General features: G+C 42.1%; 18 protein-coding genes. 4 read left to right on the plus strand and 14 right to left on the minus strand.

Going from position 1 to position 24,479, the window contains the following annotated elements; all coding sequences use genetic code 11:
- The first annotated feature begins 29 nt into the window (after positions 1 to 29).
- From G1O98_RS00850 to G1O98_RS00860, 3 genes are all read left to right on the plus strand, one after another.
- The gene (locus G1O98_RS00850) at positions 30 to 377 is read left to right on the plus strand and encodes an MFS transporter (RefSeq protein ID WP_163926726.1); all 348 of its coding nucleotides are present in this window, start codon (positions 30 to 32) and stop codon (positions 375 to 377) included.
- 173 nt (positions 378 to 550) lie between these two features.
- Positions 551 to 916, plus strand: coding sequence for a rhodanese-like domain-containing protein (locus G1O98_RS00855; protein WP_228058275.1), 366 nt, complete (start codon positions 551 to 553; stop codon positions 914 to 916).
- Between the two features lie 62 nt (positions 917 to 978).
- Complete coding sequence (locus G1O98_RS00860; RefSeq protein WP_163926728.1) at positions 979 to 1,734, plus strand: TIGR04283 family arsenosugar biosynthesis glycosyltransferase; 756 nt, start codon at positions 979 to 981, stop codon at positions 1,732 to 1,734.
- Here G1O98_RS00860 and G1O98_RS00865 read toward each other — a convergent pair.
- From G1O98_RS00865 to ssuD, 14 genes are all read right to left on the minus strand, one after another.
- On the minus strand, positions 1,719 to 2,420 hold the full coding sequence (locus G1O98_RS00865) for a DUF547 domain-containing protein (protein WP_163926729.1): 702 nt from the start codon (positions 2,418 to 2,420) through the stop codon (positions 1,719 to 1,721). The genes G1O98_RS00860 and G1O98_RS00865 overlap by 16 nt on opposite strands.
- A 435-nt stretch (positions 2,421 to 2,855) precedes the next feature.
- Entirely contained in the window at positions 2,856 to 3,668 is an 813-nt protein-coding gene (locus tag G1O98_RS00875) for an SDR family oxidoreductase (protein ID WP_163926730.1), read from the minus strand.
- A gap of 322 nt (positions 3,669 to 3,990) precedes the next feature.
- Positions 3,991 to 6,195 carry a family 1 glycosylhydrolase gene (locus G1O98_RS00880; RefSeq protein WP_163926731.1) on the minus strand — a complete coding sequence of 735 codons (2,205 nt, stop codon included), beginning with the start codon at positions 6,193 to 6,195 and terminating at the stop codon, positions 3,991 to 3,993.
- 316 nt (positions 6,196 to 6,511) lie between these two features.
- The gene (locus tag G1O98_RS00885; RefSeq protein WP_163926732.1) at positions 6,512 to 8,053 is read right to left on the minus strand and encodes a patatin-like phospholipase family protein; all 1,542 of its coding nucleotides are present in this window, start codon (positions 8,051 to 8,053) and stop codon (positions 6,512 to 6,514) included.
- Positions 8,034 to 8,453, minus strand: coding sequence for a patatin (locus G1O98_RS00890; protein WP_163926733.1), 420 nt, complete (start codon positions 8,451 to 8,453; stop codon positions 8,034 to 8,036). The genes G1O98_RS00885 and G1O98_RS00890 overlap by 20 nt, the downstream gene beginning before the upstream one ends.
- Before the next feature lie 8 nt (positions 8,454 to 8,461).
- The gene (locus G1O98_RS00895; RefSeq protein ID WP_163926734.1) at positions 8,462 to 9,370 is read right to left on the minus strand and encodes an acetoacetate decarboxylase family protein; all 909 of its coding nucleotides are present in this window, start codon (positions 9,368 to 9,370) and stop codon (positions 8,462 to 8,464) included.
- Positions 9,371 to 9,442: 72 nt separating this feature from the next.
- Entirely contained in the window at positions 9,443 to 10,492 is a 1,050-nt protein-coding gene (locus G1O98_RS00900) for an alpha/beta hydrolase (RefSeq protein ID WP_163926735.1), read from the minus strand.
- Positions 10,493 to 10,735: 243 nt separating this feature from the next.
- Positions 10,736 to 13,069, minus strand: coding sequence for a GMC family oxidoreductase (locus tag G1O98_RS00905; RefSeq protein WP_163926736.1), 2,334 nt, complete (start codon positions 13,067 to 13,069; stop codon positions 10,736 to 10,738).
- Between the two features lie 1,018 nt (positions 13,070 to 14,087).
- Positions 14,088 to 15,434: an NAD(P)/FAD-dependent oxidoreductase gene (locus G1O98_RS00910; protein ID WP_163926737.1), complete on the minus strand. Its 1,347-nt coding sequence runs from the start codon at positions 15,432 to 15,434 to the stop codon at positions 14,088 to 14,090.
- A 540-nt stretch (positions 15,435 to 15,974) separates the two neighbouring features.
- A complete protein-coding gene (locus G1O98_RS00915) occupies positions 15,975 to 16,925 on the minus strand; it encodes a D-2-hydroxyacid dehydrogenase (RefSeq protein WP_163926738.1) in 951 nt (316 codons plus the stop codon).
- 88 nt (positions 16,926 to 17,013) lie between these two features.
- Positions 17,014 to 17,961 (minus strand): D-2-hydroxyacid dehydrogenase, encoded by a 948-nt coding sequence (locus G1O98_RS00920; RefSeq protein ID WP_163926739.1) that lies wholly within the window; start codon positions 17,959 to 17,961, stop codon positions 17,014 to 17,016.
- A 336-nt stretch (positions 17,962 to 18,297) separates the two neighbouring features.
- Complete coding sequence (locus G1O98_RS00925; protein ID WP_163926740.1) at positions 18,298 to 19,068, minus strand: ATP-binding cassette domain-containing protein; 771 nt, start codon at positions 19,066 to 19,068, stop codon at positions 18,298 to 18,300.
- Positions 19,069 to 19,183: 115 nt separating this feature from the next.
- Positions 19,184 to 20,011, minus strand: coding sequence for an aliphatic sulfonate ABC transporter permease SsuC (gene ssuC, locus G1O98_RS00930; RefSeq protein WP_114081405.1), 828 nt, complete (start codon positions 20,009 to 20,011; stop codon positions 19,184 to 19,186).
- An 86-nt stretch (positions 20,012 to 20,097) separates the two neighbouring features.
- Positions 20,098 to 21,246 carry an FMNH2-dependent alkanesulfonate monooxygenase gene (ssuD, locus tag G1O98_RS00935; RefSeq protein ID WP_163926741.1) on the minus strand — a complete coding sequence of 383 codons (1,149 nt, stop codon included), beginning with the start codon at positions 21,244 to 21,246 and terminating at the stop codon, positions 20,098 to 20,100.
- A 1,122-nt stretch (positions 21,247 to 22,368) separates the two neighbouring features.
- Here ssuD and G1O98_RS00940 point away from each other — a divergent pair.
- Positions 22,369 to 24,264 (plus strand): iron uptake porin, encoded by a 1,896-nt coding sequence (locus G1O98_RS00940; protein ID WP_163926742.1) that lies wholly within the window; start codon positions 22,369 to 22,371, stop codon positions 24,262 to 24,264.
- The last annotated feature ends 215 nt before the right edge of the window (positions 24,265 to 24,479 follow it).

The raw sequence follows: 24,479 nt of genomic DNA on the forward strand, positions 1-24,479 counted from the left end.
CACAAACCTATAATTTAAGACTCATACAAGTGCGTATATTCATCATTATTTGGCTTGGTCAAACCGTTTCTATTATTGGTAGTGGGATGACTGGCTTCGCATTCACTATCTGGATATGGGAACTAACGCATCAGGTTACAGCAATAGCGTTGTTTGGGTTGTTTGCACAATTGCCACAAGTATTGATTGCTCCGATCGCTGGGTTTATTGTAGATCGTTGGAACCGTAAATATCTGATGATAGTTGGGGATACAGTGAGTGGTGTTGTAGCGATCGCTCAGTCCATTGTTATAGAAAAACATGGCGGAACTTTGAATGTGAATTCTACTCCTGGCCAAGGAACAGAATTTGTGATTACTTTACCGATTCTGGCTTAGACTCAAAGTTAACTTGGTCGAAAACAGGAATTAACAGAGTAAGAACGAGCAGTCATTAGCGGAGGGTATTTTTACAAGTGCGATCGCTAACGTTTAACTTTCTTAAACTTCTGATCAGATTTCAGTTTCCTGCTGTTAAGGAAATTAATTGCAACCAATTAGCTCAATTACTGTTGGATTCTGCAAAGCCACGGCCATTACTGCTAGATGCACGAAGTCAAACAGAATATGGGGTAAGCCACATCAAAACAGCAGTGTGTATAGATCATCTAACACCTGACTTAGCAGCACTTTCAACAGTTTCAAAAGATAGACAAATTGTTATCTACTGTGCTGTTGGCTACCGGAGCGCCAAATTAGCCCAACAGCTTGAGCAAGCCGGGATGAAGTGCATTTATAACTTGAGCGGTGGGATTTTTCAGTGGGCAAATGAAGGGAGGCTTATTTTTAAAGACGAGCATCAGACACAGCTTGTACATCCTTATAATGCAATATGGGGAAAACTGCTAAAACCTACAAACCATGCTCAGGAGTGGTAAGTTTTAAGTAAATACATTTGTTTATCCTAGTATCAAATTCTTAATAAAACTACTCTTGCTGCATGTCTCAAGTTTCGATTGTCATTCCGACTTTAAACGAAGCAGTTAGCTTAGGGCGTACATTGCGCCAACTGACTTTACTTAATCCTCCTGCAAAGGAAGTGATAGTGGTAGATGGTGGCAGCGAAGATGAGACAGTGGCAGTTGCAAAACAATGCTTCGGGTTATTCGATCAGTCGCTATGTCTACAAGTTATCTCATCTGAGCAGCGTGGGCGTTCTATTCAGATGAATTACGGTGCATCGGCTGCAACGGGAGATATCCTTTGCTTTCTTCATGCAGACACTTGGGTGCCGGATGACCTAATCACTGTAATAGAGCAAACCTTAGCAGAGCCAACCATTGCCTGTGGGGGGTTTATTTCTCTGATGAGTGGATCTCAAACCACTCGCTGGGGTGTCTCTCTACATAATTATCTCAAAACCTATTACGCACCACTGTTATTTAAACCGTACCTGTTTTTTCGAGGATTACGTCTTTTGTTTGGAGATCAGGTAATGTTTTGTCGTAGTACTGACTTTTGGGATTGCGATGGATTTGATCAGGCATTGCCGATTATGGAGGATGGAGATTTATGCCTGAAATTGGCTAAAAAAGGGCGTATTTATCAGGTAAACCGGATTGTGCAATCTTCAGATCGACGCGTCGCAAAATGGGGTAGCTTCAAAGCAACTGCAATTTACCTTTATATCGGTTTTTTGTGGGGGATTGGCGTTGATGCAAATTATCTCAAACAATTTTATCAAGATATTCGCTGATTCAGGCTCCAGTCATAGTAGAGATAGGAAATCGGCGTTGAGGCTTGCAAAGGCAAATCTGTTTCTAGGTAAGAGCGGATATATTCTGGAATGGAGGATGTAACCTTGAGAAAGTCTTGACGATACCATTTAAAGATTTTGCTACAGTAGAGCGTTTTACTATCTGAGTCATAACGGACTTTTTCAGGATTATTAATAAAGCGACGGGTGTCTTCATCTAACTGCTGAGTAACTTGTTCAGGAAAATAAGCTCCAGCACGCAGTAATGGGCAACCAACCGAAGCGCAGACAATTGCAAAATGAATTCGCGGCTCCTGTAATTTCTCCCGCAGAATAGAGTTCTCTATTTGGGCTAAACTGTAACGTTCGTCAAATATATAATAACTACGACGTTGAAAGAACCACAAAAAAGCCAGCCAGTTGGGAATGCCTAAGATTTGCGGACGAATTGACTCAAGTGGGTACATCTCCAAAATTGCCGAAATAGTGAACGCATTGTAAAGATTGATCCACAATGCCAATTGCTCAAAAGTGCTGCAATTAGATGTAAAATCCAGATTTGCTTGACTTGACAACCAATCTCCTAGCGCTTGAGGTTGCTCTGTTTTCCAAGCAAAATAGTCTACACGACCCTGTTGATCAACATACTGACGCAATAACCTATCCCAAGGTTCAAAATCAATCATTATCGCTGTGTTTAGGGAATTCCAGTAAAAAAACATCCCATCCCTGTGTTTGGGTAGGGGCGTAAGGTCTTGCACCCCTACTACAAATATACAAATTTATTACACGGTGGCGTTGAAAATTGGGAATTGGTTTAATAATTTAGCCTCTAAAGTGCTAAATCTGAAACAGAAAAACATGGTAGAGCCTGTTAGAAACCTATTATGTTTACTTTTACATTCAAGTAGGGCAAAGTATGATTGCTTTAAGATATTTTGCATTCTTTGTACTACTATTAGCTGGACTATTATCAGCAATTAAGCAAATGAGTCTTGCTTTAGATGAAGGAAATCTTGAGCAGTTCACTCTTTGGACAGGTATTGCCTCTATCATTGCAGGTTTACCAATTATATTGTGGTAAATCTCAGGTAAGCAGATAGTTTTTTAACTAGGTATATTTATACTTTATAAATACGTTTGATGATGGAGAAAAACCAATAATCGGGCAACAATTTACGTAGCATAAGCAAAATGGGCGCAGGTTGACCAACGGGATAGCGCATTTTATAACTACGATCAATGGCTGCTTTAAATATTGCCTGAGCAACTAATTCTGGAGGCTCTCCTTTTCTTCCCGCTTCTTGGGATACCCTTTGTGCAGTATCTACTAATGGTTGATACATGGGCAAATCATCACGCACGATCGCTCGATTATTTTCGTAAAATTCGGTTTTAATCACACCTGGTTCAACAATTTTAATTTTGATATTGAACGGTTCTAATTCATATTGCAAAGCTTCACTAAACCCTTCTACCGCCCATTTGGAACTGTGATAAATGCTATACAAGGGGAAAGTAATTCGTCCTCCCATACTGGCAATTTGAATAATAGTGCCACCGCCTTGTTGACGCAGATGAGGAATGATCGCTTGTGTGATTCGCATCAACCCAAAGACGTTGGTATTGAATTGTTTGGTGATTATTTCATCAGTCATGGCTTCAAATACACCATCTACACCATAACCAGCGTTATTTACTAAAACATCAATTTGACCAAAATCTTGGATGGCAGAAGCGATCGCAGTTTGAATACTATTATTATCTGTAACATCTAAAAAATATACTTTGATGTTAGAAAATTCACGGAAATTCTGGTCTTGGCTGGGGTTTCGCATCGTGGCTGCAACGTTCCAGCCTTGTTGCGCGAAGTATATGGTAGTGAATTTCCCAATTCCACTGGATGTTCCGGTGATGAAAACTGTTTTGGGCATGGGTATTAAGGGGTTGAGTGAGATGTAAAGAGGCGAAGTTGTGCGTCTCTACATATATGATTTTTTAAACTCGGAGGGTTTGTGGTTTGTAGCAATCCTCCAAAATTCAATACCGTTCAGTTAAGGACAAGACTTAGCAAAAATTAAGAAAAAACGAACCGCAAAGGACACAAAGGACACAAAGGAATAAGATTTTTAGAGAGTTTTTGCGTAAGTCCTGAAAGGTTTTTGGCACTAACTGAACCGTATTGCTCCAAAATTCACCAATACATATTTCTCAGAAACCCTTGTAAAATATGGATTTTTGAATTTTGGATTGGTATTAGACGCTGTTTTGTTTGATGATATCGCGGTATAAGTTAGCGGCTGGGGTTGGTTGGCGTTTGAGTTCTGGGTCTGTATCTAGGTCAATGTGATATAGCCCAAAATCGCTATCTGGGCCAAATTTCAGACCCCACTCACGGTTGGAGGTGATACACCAAGAGACATAACCGATGACGTTTATCCCGTCTTGACGGGCGCGTTGCACTTGTTGGAGATGCTGGCGAATGTAGTCTTCACGCTTGACGACTTTATCGGCTACTTCTACACAGCCATTCTCAATAATCATAATTTCTTTATCGGGGAATAACTGGGCGTGAAATTTGAGCATATCGTAGAGAACACCAGACCAAACTGGCGCATTACCAAAACGTCCAAAAGCAGCATCCATTAATTGTTGAATGCGGTTGAGTCGGAGATTGCTAATGCCCCAATAATAGTCAAAACCAACAAAATCTTGTTGACCTACACATTCTTGAGGACAGAGGAATGTGGGTAATTTCCCAGCCATACCTAAGTGCCACCAGTTACTTGTCAGCGATGTGGAAAGTACGCTGAAAATCTTGAAAATTGGGTCAAAGATGCGGGTGAGCGATCGCAGTACGGGTAAACGTTGTTGGGTGGAAACGGCAACAAATTTCACTTTACTGGGATCGCCGAAGATTTGCTTGGCGATTAAACGTGCTAAATCAATCTCTAAGCCGCTAAATTCTCCGGTTTTGGGGTCGCGGTAGCCAAACCCAGGTACGTTTTCTTTGACTGCGACAACTAAATAACCACGGTCTTGAATGCGTCGCAGTGGTGTACCGGGTTGAGGCTGTCCGATAGTTGGACTAGAAGATCCGCCTGTGGTGATGTCAGCTAGGGTTGAACGTCTACCGATTTTCGGTACAGGTGGGACGGGTTGATTGGGGAAGTAATGACTATAGCTAGCTTGCCAAGCCCCGGATTCTTTAAACTGTCGCACTACTGTATCTACAATATTCAAGAGGGCGCGATCACCTTTAACTACAGCTGCGCCATAGTTCTCTACTGTCAGCCCTTCATTATTTTTACCCACCAGTCGATATTGCCCTGGGTGTTGTCTCATCAGACCCAAGAGAATTGTGTCATCTGCAAGAATGGCACTCACTTGCTCATAATCCAAGGCTTGCAAGGCATCAGCGTAATCTTCTACTACTTTGACTTCAACTGTGGGTAACAGGTATTCTATGGTAGATTCCGCCGTCGAACTTTTGACAACTGCTACTGTTTTCTGAGCCAGATTTTTTGGTTGCTGAATGAGACTGCTGGCTTTGACTAAGAGAAATTGCCCCGCCTGATAATAAGTTTCTGAAAACGCTACTTGCTGTTGTCGCTCGGCGGTAATAGTCAAATTAGCAATGACAATATCAACTTTTCCCTTTTCCAACAAACTGCGCTCAGTAAAACGTTTACCCTGAGAAATCATATCTTCGGGACGACGCAGATTAGTGACATTGCGATCCACCAATTTCTGCAACCATAGAGGCAGACCCAATAACATGGGGTTTGCTCCCACTTGAGCATCTGGGTTGTACTCTTTGAGGATATTTCTGGCGCGTGTATGGGAGACAAACAAATTCCGCATAAGTTTCTGCACGGCGGTCATTTGATCGGCAATAGTTGCACCGCGCTCCAAACCTGGGGGCATAAAATAGGCTCTTTCCCACCAAGGTTTGATGTAACCGTAAATTAATTGACTAGGTTCGTTAAAGCTAATCCAATAACGTGCCAAATGACCCAAACGCTTGGCGACTTCTGTGGCGTAGTTAGCAAAAATAGCTGGAAATTCTGGCGCAGTTAAACCCCCCCGTGCTTCTACATGGATGGGATGGGTGAAGTGATGCAGAGTTACAATTGGTTCTAAACCATGCGATCTGATAGTTTCAATTACTTGGCGATAATGTTCAAAAGCTTCTTCACTGAACTTACCGGGTTCAGGTTCTACCCGTGACCAAGCGATCGAAAACCGGAAGGACTTGCAACCAAGGGACTGAGCTAAGGCGATATCTTCAGCGTAGCGATGCCAAAAGTCAGTAGCTCGACCCCTGACCGTAATACCGCGACGACGTTCCCATACATCCCGAATATCTTCAAACTGGGAATCGTAAGCTTCACACTGATGGTCAGCAGTTGCAACACCGAATAAGAATGATGAGGGTAAAGGCGTAAGGCGATCGCTCATGTTAATTTCTCCTGAAAAGTTGTGAAAGAAGGCAGAAGGCGGGACAATACTTTTCGGGTTTTGGGGGAAAGGGGAAAGGGAAAAGGTTTGAATTTCCCTTTCCCCATTACCCTTTAACCTTTCCCCAGAGCAAAAGAGAGATTATTGGGTTTAACCGAAAAGTATTGGAAGGCGGGAGGCAGATCGCTTTTAGCGTCTCCCTTTGGGAGAAGGCAGGAAGGATTCAAGAGAAAATTGCACAACTAAACAATGAAAATGTATTTTCCCTACATCCTTAAACCTTTATACTCCACTCAGCAGAGGTTTAATTTGGAATTTACGGTTGGTAAGTTTCCCAAATATTGCCCCAGAAAAAACTACCAAACTCTGCCAATAATGTAGTTTTCTCTGTCAGTGACTTGGCGTTAGTGATTCGCCACCCGGAAACGCACTTGGCTACGTCACCCACATCTAGGGTTAAAATTCCTGCACCGATAATGGGACTGTTTTCATCTGTACCTTGATGTAGGTAAGTATAGATAGTTGTCATATCTTGCCACAAATCAAATCCCGGATCGTTATGCAGTTCTTTCTTGCCTACTAAGTAATAATCTTGATTACTATGTTCAAAAGCAAGTTCATAAGTAATGTATTTATATCCGGGATTATGGTTATGAGAAAACAGGTTAAACACGCCTCTTTTGAGGGGAATGTGTTCGCCAAAATCTGCAAAACTAATGTTGCCAGCAATACTAGCAGTAAAAGTGCTATCACTCAAAAAACGTTTTAAGTCACAAATGTTAATTGTCAGTTGCAATGAGAGTGAGGAATTGTACGTTTTGCCTTTTGCTGCACCCTGAATCGGGTCAGTCTCATTTAAAACAAACGCACCCGCCATCCTTTCGCGAAAAGTCATTCCTGGCAAATTGTCGTGCATTCGGGTCACGTTTGGCTGGAAGGGCAATCCTGCGGATGAAATGGTTTGCAAATATTGTTTAGCATCGGCGTAACCCATATCAACCAAAGTTGCACCATCAATGTTTCCCAAGTAGTAATCAGGATCGAGAGGTAAAGGATAAGCGGGTTTGATGAGGTGGAGTTTGATTGGTTGGGTATGTCCGTAGACTGTCTCCCCTTGCAAAATTCTCTGGTTGATTTCATTGATGCGATCGCACTCTTCAAAAAATGCCCCGTTCGCACTCAGTTCCATCATGTGGACATATTGATTAAAAATTCCCGTTTGATATTCGCTACTATTGCCAATGCACCACAATACCCAAAGTTCATCTGCACCCCGGCGCACCGCTTCCATGAGATTAACATCTTTAATCCACACGGAATCCATATATAGATAATCACCTTTTTGTACAGGTGGCATAAAGATGGGGAGAGAAATCCCTGCAACCAATAAATCTAAATCTAAGCGATCGTGGGGAATGACTTCATTAGTTTTGTGGGTAAAGTTGCAAACATTAAATGTACCTTGCATTCCCTCCGAGGCATTGATTTTGCTGATATCAATTCCCAAGTGGGGGAAAACGCGATCAATAATGCCGTCTGCATCTCCCATAGACAACAAATCCCAGGCTTTGAGGTATTTTTCTAGAGGGATAAAGGAGACAAAATCTTTAACATTCAAAGTCCGCCAGCGATCGCACATCTCAATCGGCGATAGTCCAGATAGCAGCATTGCTAAATTCATCGTACCGCCCGAAGTACCATCCGCATGATTAAAACACAGTCCTGATTCGAATAAGGCGCGGATAGCTCCAGCTTGGTAAGCTACACGCATTCCACCACCAGCTAAAATCAAGGAACGTTTATTCCCTGAGTATGTTGGTTCAGGAGTGCCGTAAGGTTTATGCGGTTGGTTGCTCATAAGTGTATCCTGGTGTAAAAGTACGCAAGCGAAACAAGTACCAGAAAATTAATACTCCTGATAACAGGTCAAAACCAGCAATTAGCAGCGCGAATGGGGAAAAAATTAGCTTGATAACAGCCAAACAAACGGCTATTGAAGCACCAAATTTTTGTAATCCTGCCCAAATTAAGACAATAGGTTGGGGTTGTGGGCTGATTAATGCTTGTAACAGTGCGCCGTTAAACAGCAGCATAAACATACCGATGATGGCAAAAAAATGCTGGCTAGTCGGGGTTACTTCTGCTGAGACAATGTAGAGTATTAAACTAGGCAAAACCATTTGCAACAATCCACTCACAATGGTGAAAATGGCAATGCCAATTAATGATAAGTGGAGTATTTTACCGTTATTCATCATATTTTTGATTAATTTTTAATTGGTAATACATACATCTCGGCTTGATCATCCTTGGGCAAAGCCTTTGGCGCTGGTAGCCATTCTTGACCCAAACCTAAATTAACTACACTTTCTAAACCTTCTGGTTGTTGTGTAGGGGGTGTGTCGTAGCCAAGAAACCAACTCTCCAAATGGTCATCTAGCATCCCTGTGATTTCCGGGAAAAAGCCTGTAAATATAGGTTCGGGGCTAATCTCTAGGTGTTTTAGTGATTGGATACGCGGATGATCGCCTATGGTAAGTTTGGCTGAACCTGGTTTAAACAGCGAAAATCCCAATTTCCCTTGAAAGTAAATCACCGATTTCATCAACATCCCGCGAAATGCACAGTAGTTTGCTGCACCCATTTTCAGGGGAAACCAAGCTTTGGCGGGTTTGGCAACCTCAATTTTCATCACTAGTTGCCCATCTAAATCATATTGACTGCTGACGGTGCGATCGCCAATCACAAAGTCCAAGTTAGCTTGATGTTTGGGCATTCCCCAAATTCCTTTACCACCTTTGACAGAAATTTCAGTACTGACAGGTAAATCAAGTACATACTGCCCAGTGCCGTACTGTTGCATCAATAAAGCAGGTAGTAATGGCGGGGCTGGTTTTGCGCCATGAGTGCAGGCGATCGCAATACTAAATTCGATGTATTTACCAATGTCAGTAATCTGATAATTAATCACCGTGATCACTAACAACCCCTGATTATTCCATAGTCGCAGAGGATGTACTTCTTTGGCTAGAATCAATTCTTTAGCGCGATCGGCGTTAATCGGAAATACCGCCATCAACGCTGGTGTGTGTTCAGAATTAACGGGTAATTGAAAAGGTATGCCATCAACTAGGGCATAAAGTCCTGTTTGTTGTTTTAAACGTTGAGGTATCATATTTTTTCACACATAATTAAATTTATTGATAGAGAGAAGTAACAAAGGTCTAGAGAATAAATTTTGCATTTTTCAAACAGTCTTTTCTAATTCTGCAAGCATTAACGGAAACACATCTTGGGCTGCATTCTTACCCATAAATATGTCTAAATGGCTGTAGTTATCCAGAACGTGTAAAGCATGGTATTTAGGACGCAGAGAGTCAAAATATTTAAAAGTTTCTATCTGACTTTGTGGGAGAAAGCAACGGTTAAGTTGCCCAGCAAAAAATGCAATCCGGGCATCGGTTTTTGGTGGTTGGGCAATAAAATCTTTTGGTAAATTGGGGAAGTTATCAACAGAAATTAGATGTCCACGATTGATGCACTGAGACATTTGTGCGAAAAAACTGAGCGGCACATAAGCGAATTCCTGCTTCAGCCATTCGTGGGTGGCTTCGTTGAGGTTGGCGTGTTCCCACAATGCCGGAAAGCCAGTCCCATAAGTAAAGCTAACTTGTTTGCAGACTGAATTATTACATTCGTGATGCGTAAGACCCACGAACAGAGAGATGATTTTTGCAGCTAGACTTGGTGAATCTATTTGCCATTGTGGGTTTAAATGATCGGTGAGTAAATTGACTGCTGGTACTGCAAAATTGATTTTGAAAGATGACCATGAGGGTACAATCGGATGCAGTGAAACGGCATTGCTAATAATAGTTTTGACTTGTGGGACTAAGCCAGCCACCACAGACATCATGAAACTAGTAGATCCCTGACAATGGATGATAGCTTTGATTTCTTCATAACCCGTCTCTTCGACAATTGTTTTCACCGCTTGTGGATGGTCATTCACTGCGGCTCGGTCAAGTGTCCAATGATTAGGATTTAAGTCAATACTGGCACGCCAGTTTTCTAACCATACGTCATAACCATGAGCAACTAAGTAATTAACTATATTAGTGTCCACAGGAGCGCGAAAGATATTGGCTCTGACTCCTGCACCATGCGCTAGTAATACAGGCGATTTAGAAGGAGGGTTTTCACCTCTAACGTTAATTAAGTTGCATTCAAAGCCATCTTTGCTAGTAAAAGGTACTATTCTTTCTCGTAAAGATTGAGTATATGTTGTGGTGTTCATTTTGATAGATTTGTTAATAGATTAGGGCATTGGGCATTGCCTCCTTCCCTCTGCCTCATAACTCTCGCCTTCTAAGAGGTTGTTTTAAAAGTAGTTGGCTGTGATTTTAGGCACTCATTGATCCCCCCTAACCCCCCTTTTTAAGGGGGGAACCCGGAGTTAAAGTCCCCCTTAAAAAGGGGGATTTAGGGGGATCTAAACGTTTTTTTACCGAGAAGAGGACTTTTCAAACATCCTCTAAAGTTAAATGTAGACTTCCGCTAAAGTACCGGCAAAGAAGCGACTGAATCTATCTATTGCTTGTAGGCGTTCCCCAACAGTATCTGCGTTGGTAACTTTCATAGTGGTCATTTGTTTGATAAAGTCCATCGGCTGAATTTTGAGAATGCCTTGACCAACAATGGGATCATTTTCACTGTCACCCTCATAAACGGTAATGAATAGTGTGGTGGTGTCAGACCAAACATCGAATCCTGGGTCATCATGAATTTGCTTGAAGCCTTTCAAGTAATAACGTTGTCCTGATTGCGTCATCATGTGTAAGCGATAAATCATTTGTCTGGTTTTTTGTTGTCCAACAAGGCCAACAAACAAATTAAAATCGCTATTGGTGACGGTTAGGGCTTCTGGTGATAGAACGGGGGCTTTAACTATACCAACTATTTTCCCTAGGTGTTCGGGGTCGTTGAGTAGTTTGTCTAAATCATCAGCAATGACTGTAACGGTGAACTCTAGAGGCGAGTTGTCTTGTTTGCCTTGCCAGAATGCAGGCTGATAGTCGTTGTCTTTGACTGCGGTGGAAAAGTAGCCGCGCATGGTCTCGGTGAATTGAATGCCGACTTTGGTAGGACGGGTAGTGTCACCAGTGACTATGGGCGGGGTAGTCAAATCATAATTAATCGTCCAACCCCGGTCTGTAGCAATGAGGGTACAGCAGCGTTCCGCTAGAGCAGAGATTGTCAGTAGTGGATTTACACCTAATGTCCGAGGAACTATTGAACCATCAGCAACATATAAATTTTCGTAGACGTTTGTTCCTTGGTTGCTAGCAAATACTTGTCCCTTATGGTTGACAACACCGTGTTCAGCATCCTCCGCTAAGATACAGCCTCCTAGTGGATGGACTGTAACTAAGTCATGACCAAAGGCATCAGACCAAATGGGATTAGGAATTTGTGTACCACCTAGGGGTTCGGTGGCTTCTGTAAGACGATTATTGACTCGTTGAAAAATGGGTTGACTTCCTACATCTTGCCATTTAATGCGGAGACGGTCATTTTCTAAGTACATTTGTCCGGCTGCATCATCATGGGTCATGACTAAGTAGGTTTGGGTGTTGCGGACTGCACCAGTGTAAGCACCATGAGTCAAACTCTCAACTTCGCGGATTTTTTCTTCGATGCGATCGCCTAAACCAGAGTCGGTGTCCTTACCTAAAATCTTGGCAGCCGCCGCAAGGGTTTGGGGTAATATAGCAGCCAGACCTCCAGGAATTGAGCCTTCTTCAATCACTAGCCCATTATCTAATTGGGGCTGTTCTCGCATATCTATGATGCCGGTGATACATGGCCCTACTGGTTCTTGGGCATTCTCCGGGCGATCGCCAAAACCAATACCGTTAATTACTTGCTCAGTGTTATAGCCAAAAGCTAGGACATCACCATTCCCTGTAAAATTATGTCCCAATTTCTCAGATACAGCTAAACCAGCAGCTTGAGAACGCAGCAAAATTTCTGTAGATCCCAATGTCCCAGCCGCCAGAATCACAATATCAGCACTGACAAACATTGTGGGAGCGTTAAAGCTTTCTTGGCCTGTGTTTAATAATTGGTAATGGACTAGCCAGCGATTCCCCTGACGTTCAACTCGTCGCACGGAAACTTGTGTATAGATTTCTGCACCGTGGTTTTTTGCATCTGGGAGGTAATTCATCAACACGGTGTTTTTGGCTTTGTTATTACAGCCAGAAACACAATCACCGCAGAGATTACATTTGTTTTGTTCTACACCGACATGATTCACCCCATCTTGAAATGTCACGTTGATTGGGGGACGATAGAACTTTTCATTCAAATATTTAGACGATTTTTCTAAAGCTTGTAATTTTGGCAGAGGAGGAAAATTTTCGGGGTAGGGAGTAGGTTTGAGCATTTCCTCCGCACGAAGATAACCTGCGGCTAATAAAGTCCCAACATCATCACGCAATTCCTTTGGCCAGCGTGAATCTGCAAATACACGCGGTTCAGCTTGTAATGACACATTGGCGTTAACTAAAGATGTTCCACCTAGTCCACAACCAATAAATACATTAATGTCTTTATTCACATGAAAGTCATATAAAGCTGTGTGCGAACCTAGATGATGTTGTGGTAAATCTATCTGCATTTGTGCCAATGCTTTACTTTGAGTTTTGGGATATTCACCAGGTTGGAATTCTTTCCCTCGCTCTAAAATACACACTTGCTGTCCGGCTCGTGCTAAACGCGATGCGGCAATACTACCACCATAACCAGAACCAATAACTACAACTGTATAGTAATTTTTTAAGTTTTCAATCGGGCTGGATAAACGAGTCATTATATTCATCCTTAGCAATTATGGACATGAAAATATACACTCATCTAGATTACAAATGGAGGCAAAAGCTAATCTAATGAGAATTTCTGATGATGTAGTAGGATTTTTAACTACTAGTATTGCAATTCAAAAGCAATCAAAGCTTTTCCAGAAAATTCAAGAAAAATGGTGTCGATAATAATTTGTTGCCTTGTACAAATTGCACTCAAACCTAATCCCTAAACCCTTCACTAAAAGGTAAGGGTAGTAAGAATTAGCCCCTCTATCTCTGTGGAGGAGAGGTTTAGGGAGGGATTATATCAATAAGTTATGTGTGGCTTTAATCAAAACTAAAGCCTGATTAATTTGGATTAGACAACCAATTTAGCTATACGATTCAGTTATCGGAGCTAACTCGGTATTATATGCAGGTTAACAAGAAAGTTAACATTCTTTTACTTAAATTAACTAAGCTAATGATTAAATGAACTCTGAAATTTATACATACTTAATAGTATGTACAATTTCAGTCACAGCGTAGCATTGCAGACAATTTTTGGCAATGTTCAATTCGATTTTGTTCACGCGTTAATTTAATAGAACTTATACAAAACTACACACGGTAGGGGCAATTCATGAATTGCCCCTACCTGAAAATCAGGGTCAAGAGGACTTTTCAAACATCCTTTTATAGCAGTTCTCAGCCTTTGTGAGGTACAAGAACCCCAACCCCCTCACCGCGTAAGCGGTAAGGGGGCTATCTATATCAGGCTATCAACGACAACATTGATTTGGTTGATAAATATTTCTACCTCAGAACTTATGCTAAGGTGCTAGTCGAGTAGAAGTAGTTGACAAAACGCATAGTTTTTGAAGAGGCTATGCCAACACCCACGCTTGCCCCTAAATTGGGGGTTTTCCTTAGCTATAATTTGGCAGACTTCACCAGTTTGGTAGATGTTTGATACTTTCGTTCGCTCCATTATTCACTGCACTACATCTTTGACGATTCTACCAGTCGACAAATGCTGTAATGAAGTTACAGAGGTGTCCCAGAAGGCTGTTGCACTATATTGTTAACAGTTTTTGGTTCTACAAAAGCTTCTCTACCTGTAATCAATCTAGAGCGACGATTACGAGTGATATAATTCCATGCCCACTGAAATACTACTAGTAATTTAGTGTCAAACTCGATTAAGAAGTAGATGTGAACTAATAGCCAAAATGCCCAAGCAATGAAACCTGTGAGTTTGATTAAGCTTAAATCTACAACAGCTAAATTTTGCCCAATCATCGCCAAACTACCCACATCGTTGTAATGAAATTGTGGCAAAGTCTTACCTTGAAGCCGTCGTCGAATTAGTTTACCTACATACTCTCCTTGTTGTTTAGCTACAGGTGCAACACCAGGTAAAGGTTTAGCATCTTGATGGGAGAAGTTGGCTAAATCTCCAATTACGAAAATGTTGTCATAACCCTCGATAGACAAGTCAGGTTCTACAATTACACGCCCAGAGTAATCGCGCTCTACACCTGTAGTTTCTGCTAAAACTTTCCCCATTGGGGAACCTTGAACACCCGCTGCCCACAAGATAGTTTTTGAGGCAATTTCTGTAAATTCATTGTCTTGCTTGAAAGTAACAATATCACCTTCAATATTTGTCACCCTGGTGTGAGTGTGGAGTTCTACACCCAACTTTTGCAAAGATACTGCTGCTGATGCCGATAACTCTGGCACCATGTGTGGGAGGATGCGAGGGCCCCCTTGTAATAGCAAAATCTTTGTTTCTGAGGTGTCGATGCTGCGGAAATCTTCTTTGAGAGTTTTGTATGCCAATTCTGCGATCGCACCTGCTAATTCTACACCAGTCGGGCCACCCCCTACAATCACAAAACTCAACCAAGCACGGCGTTTTTCGGGATCAGTTTCTTTTTCTGCTGCTTCAAATGCGCCAAATATCCGGCGACGCATTTCTATCGCATCTTCCACAGTTTTCAAGCCAGGAGCAACTTCTTCCCAATGATCCTTACCAAAATAGGAATGGTTAGCACCTGTGGCAACAATTAATGTGTCATAAGGTACTACTTCATCACCCAAAATAACTTGTTGCGCTTTTGGATCAATATCATTTACTTCTCCCAACAACACCTTTGTATTCTTGCTTTTGCTGAATACAGATCGCAATGGTGCGGAAATATCAGAAGGTGATAGCGTACCTGTAGCAACTTGATATAAAAGTGGCTGAAATAGGTGAAAGTTTCGTTTATCAATGAGAGTAACATTTACATTCGCTGCATTCAGACCCTTTGCTGCATACAGTCCACCAAAGCCACCACCAACAATGACAACCCGATGTGGTGCATTCTTTTCAAGTGAGACTTCCATACGAGATATTTCCTTGTGTTAAGAACTTGTAACTATTCTTAACAAAGATGTAACAGCATTATGATAGTGGTTGCTGTTTATTTAGAACAATTGAAAAAATACTAAAAGTATCCAAAGTTAGTATCCACTACTTCTACTGGACTGCTTCTCTAGATATCCCTCTTTCAAGAAACAAGGCAGGAGGCAGGAGGCAGGAGGCAGGAGGCAGGAGGCAGGAGGAAAGAGGATTTGGCTTGTTTCTCCCATCCATAAAGGAAGTGAGCGCGTCCGTAAACAGCTTGTGTCACTTTCCTCAGATAAAAGATGAAGTCTTTGCTACACAAGAGTTTCATGATAAAGCGACGATGATATTTATCATACTAGAAAATAAAGCCACAAACCCAACCCTAGTCTAAGGTTTAAGCATTGCTTTTGATTCTTGTGTTTGGAGAGTGACCGAAGAGGTAGGGGAGCAGGGGGCAGGGGAGACAAGGGGACAAGAGATGAGAACTTGAAACAAGTCTTTCCCCTTGTCCCCAATTCCCAATTCCCAATTCCCAATCAGTATCCTGCTTTCTTGTCTACGACATTCCGCAAGGGTTGACCAGTTTGATAGCGTTTAAGATTGTCGATAAACAATTGTGCTATGCGTTCTCTCAGTCGTGGTGACAGGGCTGAACAATGGGGGGTGATAAAGGCGTTCGGCAACGACCACAAGGGACTTTCCGGTGGTAGAGGTTCTGTAGCCACTGTATCTAATCCAGCACCTGCAATCCATCCCTCACTTAGTGCGGTGAATAATGCTGTTTCATCAACGATCGCACCACGAGCAATATTAATTAAGTAAGCAGACTGACGCATACAGCGCAAGGCGGCTTCATCGATCAAGCCTTTCGTTTGTGGGGTTAGTGGCGTGGCAATTACTACATAGTCGGCTGCTGGTAGGAGCGATCGCCATTCATCAGTACCAACAATCTTGTCAAAATTCGGTAGAGGTTCGGGATGGCGGCGGCTCCCCCAAACTTTAACACCAAAGGCTTTAGCACGAGACGCGATCGCTTGACCTATATTCCCAGTGCCGAGAATTAATAAAGTCGCGTCTGCTAACTCTTCGAGAAACACTCCTCTTACCCAGGTGTGTTCATCCTGCAAAGTTTGCAATTTTCGCAGATTCTTGGCGTGATATAGCATGAATGCTAGTACAAATTCCGAAATTGGAATCGCGTGAACCCCTGCGCCATTAGTCAGGATAATATCTTTTTGTAAAAAATTTGGCGTAAGGATGTGATTCACGCCAGCACTCGGTGACTGTTGCCAACGCAGCCTAGGTGCTGCTGTCAGCACTTTGTCAAGAGTAGAAGTTTTCAAGTAAAATCCATTGACATAAACTTCTGCATCACTGGCATCACCATCAAGATTACCTTCACTATCCACCTCCACAACATCTATATCAGATGGTAGGTGTGGCTCAATATCAGCAATGAGATGATCGGGTAAAATCAGTTTCACCATTTGCTACTCCCTAATTCCATTTTGGATTTTGGATTGTGTAACCCAATCGGCAACACCTCTTCATTTTTAATTTTTAATTTTTAATTATTTAGTATCCTGCTTCTTTGTCTACTACATTTCGTAATGGTTGACCAGCTTGGTAACGCTTCAGATTGTCGATAAATAGTGCTATTGAACGCTGTTTGCTTCTTGGTGAATGGCCTGAAGTATGAGGTGTGATAAAGATATTAGGAAGTGACCACAAAGGACTTTCGGGTGGTAATGGTTCTGAGTTAACTGTGTCTAATGCTGCACCTGCAATCCAACCTTCTGTGAGTGCTTTTATTAAAGCCGATTCATCGACTACACCACCGCGAGCAATATTAATTAGGTAGGCATGTTTTGGGAGCGATCGCAATACAGATTCATCAATAAATTCTTTGGTTTCTGGAGTTAGGGGTGTTGCAATAACTACATAATCAACTCCTGGCAGGAGCGATCGCCATTCATCAGCACCCACTACTTTATCAAAATTTGGTAGTTCTTGGGGATGACGGCGACTGCCAATAATTCTTAAGCCGAAGGGTTTAGCACGGGCGGCGATTTCTTGACCAATACCACCGGCACCGATAATTAGTAAGGTCGTATCTGTCAATTCTTGGATGGCAAAGCCTCTTTTCCAGTGACGTTCCGCTTGTAGAGCATATAATTCTTGCAGGTGTTTGGCATGAGCTAGGATATAAGCGATCGCAAATTCTGCGATCGGAACTCCATGCACCCCAGCCCCATTTGTGAGGATAATATCTCTTTCCAAATAAGTTGGTGTCAGGATGTGATTCACTCCTGCATTTGGTGCATGATGCCAACGTAGTGCAGGTGCTGCTGCTATTATTTTATGTAGCGTCGGACTTCTGGTTAAAAACCAACTAAAATAAACCTCAGCATCAGTAGTATCCCCATCTAAATTTCCTTCAACATCTACTGTGACAACCTCTGTATCAGGCGGTAGATGAGGCTCAATATCAGCAACGAGATCGAGCGGTAAGATCAGTTTCATGGTAGATAACCTCTTTTCTCTTTACAGAAATATCTCTATAAATTGCTTCTGATTTACTAATAAATAAAAGCACTATTTACTAAATCATTTGTGGCAATATCTCTTTATTCTCTCTGTGTTCTCTGCGTCTCTGCGGTTTGCTTTGAAGGAGAATTAAAAATCAAGCGCTTTTTTGGTCAGAATACCTAATGTAATTCTGGCTCTTGACTCCTGTCTCGATAAAAAATTATTTTCCGCAGATTAGATAACTATATTAATAACATTGATTCTCGAAGTAGCCTATTTTTACCACAGCTACCTCAAGCATTACATTAATCAACTAACGAAAGCTAAATCTCAACTACTCAACTGCAACAATTGGTTATTTGACTGAGTACTTTCATTGCTCATTACTCGCTGGAGAACTGCTTCTCTAATATTGATAAACACTTCACTACTTCTATCTCGTGGGCGTGAAAGTTTCACAGGTAGATCGAGAGAAATCTGTCCTTCATCAATCACTATCACTCGGTCTGCCAACGCCACAGCTTCTTCTACATCGTGAGTCACTAAAAATGCAGTAAATCTCCGCTCTTGCCATAAGTTCTCAATCAAACCCTGCATCTCTAGGCGAGTTAGAGCATCCAATGCTCCTAAAGGTTCATCTAACAACAACAAACGGGGCTGGCTAACTAATGCCCTTGCCAATGACACCCGTTGCCGTTGTCCACCAGATAAGACATAAGGCCACTCATCAGCTCTATCTTTGAGTCCGACTTTATCGAGTGCCCACAAAGCTTTTTCACGCCAATTGCCTTCCAAGCCTAACCCCACATTCTGAACAACGCGCTTCCACGGCAGTAAGCGAGGGTCTTGAAACATCACTGTTACAGAGCGGCTGAGTCTACGCAGTGGTTCTCCATCCAGCAGTATTCCGCCTGAAGTTGCTTTATCTAATCCTGACACCAGACGCAATAAGGTACTTTTACCACAACCACTACGTCCGACGATAGCGACAAATTCACCTGCTTCAACTTCTAAATTTAGCGAGTTTAAAACAGTTTTCTGACCGAAAGCTTTCGTCAAATCCAAAATACTTAGTTGCGTACCTTGTACATTAGAATTCACTTGCAAAACCTCATTTTTTTAGAACAATTGGGATTGAATTTTTGGGTAACATATTGCATTGAAAATCACACTTAAAATCAAGACATTTAAGTTTTGATCTTGGTAATTTTGCCATTTACGACCTTTGATAGTTAGGATTCCAAGCCAAGAATTTTGTTTCTAATCCTCTGGCAACAGCATCTGCTAATTTACCCAGCAGTGCATAGATAACAATACTCAAAACCACAACATCAGTTTGCATAAATTCACGGGCATTCATTGCCATATAACCAAGTCCAGAATCTGCTGCGATCGTTTCTGCCACAATTAATGTCAGCCACATAATCCCCAAAGAAAAACGGACACCGACGAGAATTGAAGATAAGGCTCCTGGAAAAATAATTTGCCACAGAAGTTGTGGGGTTTTCAATCCATAGACTTTTCCCATTTCAATCAGTCCAGGATCTACACTGCGAATGCCATGAAATGTATTAAGATATAACGGGAAAAATACTCCCATAGACACTAAAAATAATCTAGCTTGATCGCCGATACCAAACCAGAGAATTACCAGGGGAATTAATGCCAGATTAGGGATAGTACGGAGCATTTGCAAGGAACTATCCAATAACTTTTCTGCTATACGGGAAAAGCCATTGAGCAATCCCAAACCGAACCCAATACTGCCACCAACTATAAAACCAGATATCGCCCGTCCAGCACTAATTCCTATATGTTGAAAAAGCTCTCCGGTGGAGGCTAGTCTAATGGCTGTAGCGATTACGCCACTAGGGGCAGGTAAAATTCTGGTTGAAAGTAAACCAGTTCTGGAAGCAAATTCCCAAAGTACTAGCACTAGAACGGGCACAATCCAGGGAACTATTTTATCGATTTGCGGGTTTTCTAACACCTCGCTCAGGGATATATTATTGTTTCTTTTGGTGTGTTTAAGGGTAATAGTCATGGGATTTTAGATTTCCGCAAAGATGAATCTAGAAGCTTCGTCAACATAATTCGTAATTAAAGAGCAAATTACGAATTACGAATTATTCATGAAGCGCTCGTTAGTTGTTTAGCAAATTTTTCACTGCTAACTATTTCGCTAACAGTACTCAAGACTGGTGGCGTTAGCGGTGCAGTTTGTTTCTGCAAAGGTAAACGTGGAAATAATAATTCAGCTGTGCGATATGCCTCTTCTAAATGGGGATATCCAGAGAACACAAAGGTTTCTATGCCCAAATCTTGATATTCCAGCATCCTAGCGGCAACAGTATCGGGATCTCCAACTAGGGCTGTACCAGCACCACCCCGCACTAATCCAATTCCTGTCCATAGGTTGGGGCTAATCTCTAGGGTTTCTCGACTACCACTATGTAGTTGACTCATCCGTCGCTGTCCTTCAGAATCAGAACTAGCTAGGTGTTGTTGAGCTTTTGCGATCGCATCCTCATCAACATACTTAATTAACTCATTGGCAGCATCCCAAGCCGCAGACTCGGTTTCTCGCACAATTACATGTAAGCGAATCCCAAAGCGGACTGTTCTACCTTGTTCAGCCGCCAATCGTTTAACCTCAGCAATCTTTTGAGCAACTTGCTGTGGAGGTTCGCCCCAAGTTAGATAAACATCTATATGTTTAGCAGCAACCCGCTTTGCAGCCGCAGATGAGCCACCAAACCACAATGGTGGATAGGGTTTTTGGACTGGCGGGAATAAGAGTTTACCACCTTTGATATCCAGGTAGTTTCCTTTAAAATCGACTGTTTCCCCACTGACGATACCCCGCCAAACGGTAAGAAATTCATCGGTTAAATCATAGCGATCGTCATGACTAAGATGCAAGCCATCTCCAGCGAGTTGCACCGGATCTCCACCTGTCACCACATTAATTAACAATCTTCCTTTAGAAATCCGATCAAATGTTGCTGCCATCCGTGCAGCAGCACCTGGAGAAGTAATTCCTGGACGAATTGCCACGAGAAATTTCATCTGCTTGGTGACAGATATAAAAGCGGCGGCAGTTATCCAAGCATCTTCACAAGAACTCCCTGTAGGTAACAATGCGCCTGTGTAGCCTAAACTATCCACAGCTTGGGCAATTTGCTGCAAATAATCAGGTGTGGCAACACGAGAGCCAATATCTGTACCTAAATAGCGTCCGTCATGAGATCCAGTAGGAATAAACCAGAGAATTTCCATATCTATCAGGGTATGAGAACTTAATATACGATTATCCGATCGAATTGCCGTATTTTATAGACAAAATTCTACCCGATATTATCTAAAAATCAAGCCTAATTTAACCATTAGTAAAAAAGGGCTGCCTGAATAGAGAACTTCTTAGTGGGTAATTTTGACACTTTTGTAGTCAGAATTGCTGTGTTGGAAAATACAACTTTTAATCGAGTAAGGCAAAAAGGAGGCAATAGGCAGGAGGCAGGAAGAATCCCAATACTTCTAGGTTAAGGAGAAAGGGGGAAGGGGAAAGAAAAAACCTTTAACCCTTACCCTTTTCCCTTTACCCAAAATCCGATTCCGAATTAAAAATGCACAAAGCGAGAAGTATTGGGAGGAATCCCCATAAATATAGGGGATTTTTACCGAGTGAACTATCTGCGGCGATCGCCTACGGCACGCTAAGTAAACTGGCGTGAAAAAACTAAGTATGTTACGAAACGCAAACTGCTGTAAAACCCTTACTAATGACCAATGACAAAGGACAAATGACAGCCTTAGCCAGTTAGCTTTAACTTCGCCGACCTACTCACGCGATCGCAGTTGCTTGGGTTGAGTTGACCTAACCAATAATTTTGATATATTTTCTCTTCATGAATAAATACTGGGTCTTGCATTGTAACAAGCTCTATGCAAAGATAATTTTACGCAAAATCCGGTAAATCTATCGACTTATAGTTTTATCTGCTTTTCTTAACAACTGAGATTGTGAAATCTAGCTGCTTACTAATTAGTGTATTCAGCTAATGTTAATTGTCAATCAATACCTTGAATTTAATTCAAGATTTAGTCGATGCCAGTAGCCATTGATGAATTTTGTTGCCTTATCTCACCAGTTGCGCTCCAATATCAAACCGAATTTTGAATTTTGTTTTGAGAATTTTCTATGAGTTTTGGAGTCTACACTGAATTGCCTAGTAATGGTTACGATACTTATCGCGGATTTGCACTTTTCTTACTAGGGGAACCTTTGCTAACTCATTAACTAATGGTTTAGCACAAATATTTCATCAATAATTTCTGCTAGTTTCTCTGTCAAAGCTAGAGCTAATTTATTCGTTTTTCAGGTTGAGGAGTTCAAGAGTAATGTCGAATTTTCGCTCTAAATATAGATACATAATGTTCACGTTCTTGTTGCTAGATATTCTAGCCATTCTGGTTTTTTATCCAGTAAAAAGTCACGCTGAACTCCCTAAATCTGATGTATCTACTGCTGAAGCAGAAGTGAACAAAGCTCCAGAAGCAATTGTCAATCAAACACTAGAAACTTCAACAATAGAGACAGAAGGCAAAGGGCCAGGAGAGATCGCATCCCCTCCTGCTTCCTGTGCGCTATCCTGCGTCCTACCTTCTTCTTCAATTCCACCGCTAACTAGTAAAAAGGCTACCAACCCAGAACGAGTCACACCTGTCTCGCAATTGTTGGAAGTTGCACCACCGACTAATAAAAAAGCTCCAAATAATGCAGCAGGACAAGTAACATCCGTCTCACAATTGTCAGATGTTTTGCCCACAGATTGGGCATTTCAAGCATTACAGTCTTTGGTGGAGCGCTACGGTGTAATTGCTGGATATACAGATGACACATTTAAAGGGAATCGTGCCCTAACACGGTATGAATTTGCTGCTGGGTTGAATGCTGCTTTAGATCGCCTCAATGAATTAATAGCGACTTCAACGGCAGATTTGGTCAAACGAGAAGACTTGGATGCCATCAAAAAACTACAAGAACAATTTTCTCCAGAACTTGCTCAATTTCGGGGACGCTTAGATAACTTGGAAACGCGGACTGCGAAATTAGAGGCAAATCAGTTTACAACCACAACTAAACTTATAGGTCGAGCGCAGATTGTTCTTGGCTCACTTCTGGCTGGCAATAATGTCGTTACCAAAAGACCAGCACCTCGCAATGCCACACTTCAAGGTTCAACGACTTTACGGTTAAACACTAGTTTTAACGGTCAAGATTCACTAAGCTTATCGCTGTCAGGTGGAAATATTGAATCATTGGGACAAACAAGAGCTGGATTATTAGGAACTTTTGAGGGGAGAACTGCTGATAACTCCAGTATTACCTTTGCACGTAATACTATTCTTCTCGGTGGTGTGCGGTATCGCTTTTTACCTAATCCAGATACTCAAGTTAACATTTATGCTCTGTCTGATGGAGCTAGTGAGATAGGTCTTTCTGGCCCTATCAATCCATATTTTGAATCGTCTTCTGCAACCGGCGCTAATGGAATTTCACGATTTTCACGGCGGTCTTTAGTCTATAACTATGGAGATAGCGGGCCCGGAATTGCCATACTCCAAAAATTAGGCAAACAGGTTCAAGTGGGGATAGCGTATAGCGCACCAAACGGCGGTAATCCCACAGCTAATAATGGCTTATTTACAGGCAGGTATTTAGCTCTGGCACAGATAATTTACTACTCCTCTAATCGAAATTTTCGGGTGGCGGCAACTTACGTCAATACTTATAGTCCAGCGAATACCCAAGGTCTAAGCGGAACAAACTTCGGCCCAGCAGTCGGTAGTAACCTGGTAAACAGCACCGTAGCTGGAGCGGGAACTGTAGCCAATCTTTATGGACTACAGGCGTTCTATCAAGTCAATTCCAAGTTGGCAATTAATGGATGGATAAGTTATGGAGCGCACCGCTATTTGGGGCGCGGTGATGGTAGTGCAATGGATTGGGCCGTAGGACTAGCATTCCCGGATCTTTTTAGTGAGGGTGCTTTAGGGGGGATTTTAGTTGGTATGGAGCCGAAACTTACCAGGCTTAGTCAGGGTGTAAATTTGGGAGCAGGTGCTGGACAAGCAGACAAAGATACCTCCCTGCACGTTGAGGCATTTTACCAATATAAAATCGGAGATAATATTGAGGTGACACCGGGTTTAATCTGGATTACTGCACCGGACTCTGATGCCAACAATCCTGATAGTTTATTTGCTTGGGTTCGTACTGTCTTTAGGTTTTAATCGGGAAAACTAAAGATATAGGTTTTCTAGTAATGTAGAACTTTGACCGAAGAGGCAGGGGAGGTAGAGGGCAGGGAGCAGGGGGCAGGGGGAGCAACGGGAAAAAGGGAGATCATCGTGAAGGGAGCAGGGGGAAGTAAAGAGAACCTTTTAGTACTTTTTACTACCGCAATACCTCTGAATACACTTGTTTCTTTGTCTCCCCCTGCCTCCCC

It is taken from the genome of Nostoc sp. UIC 10630, from assembly GCF_010747425.1.
Lineage (GTDB): Bacteria > Cyanobacteriota > Cyanobacteriia > Cyanobacteriales > Nostocaceae > Nostoc.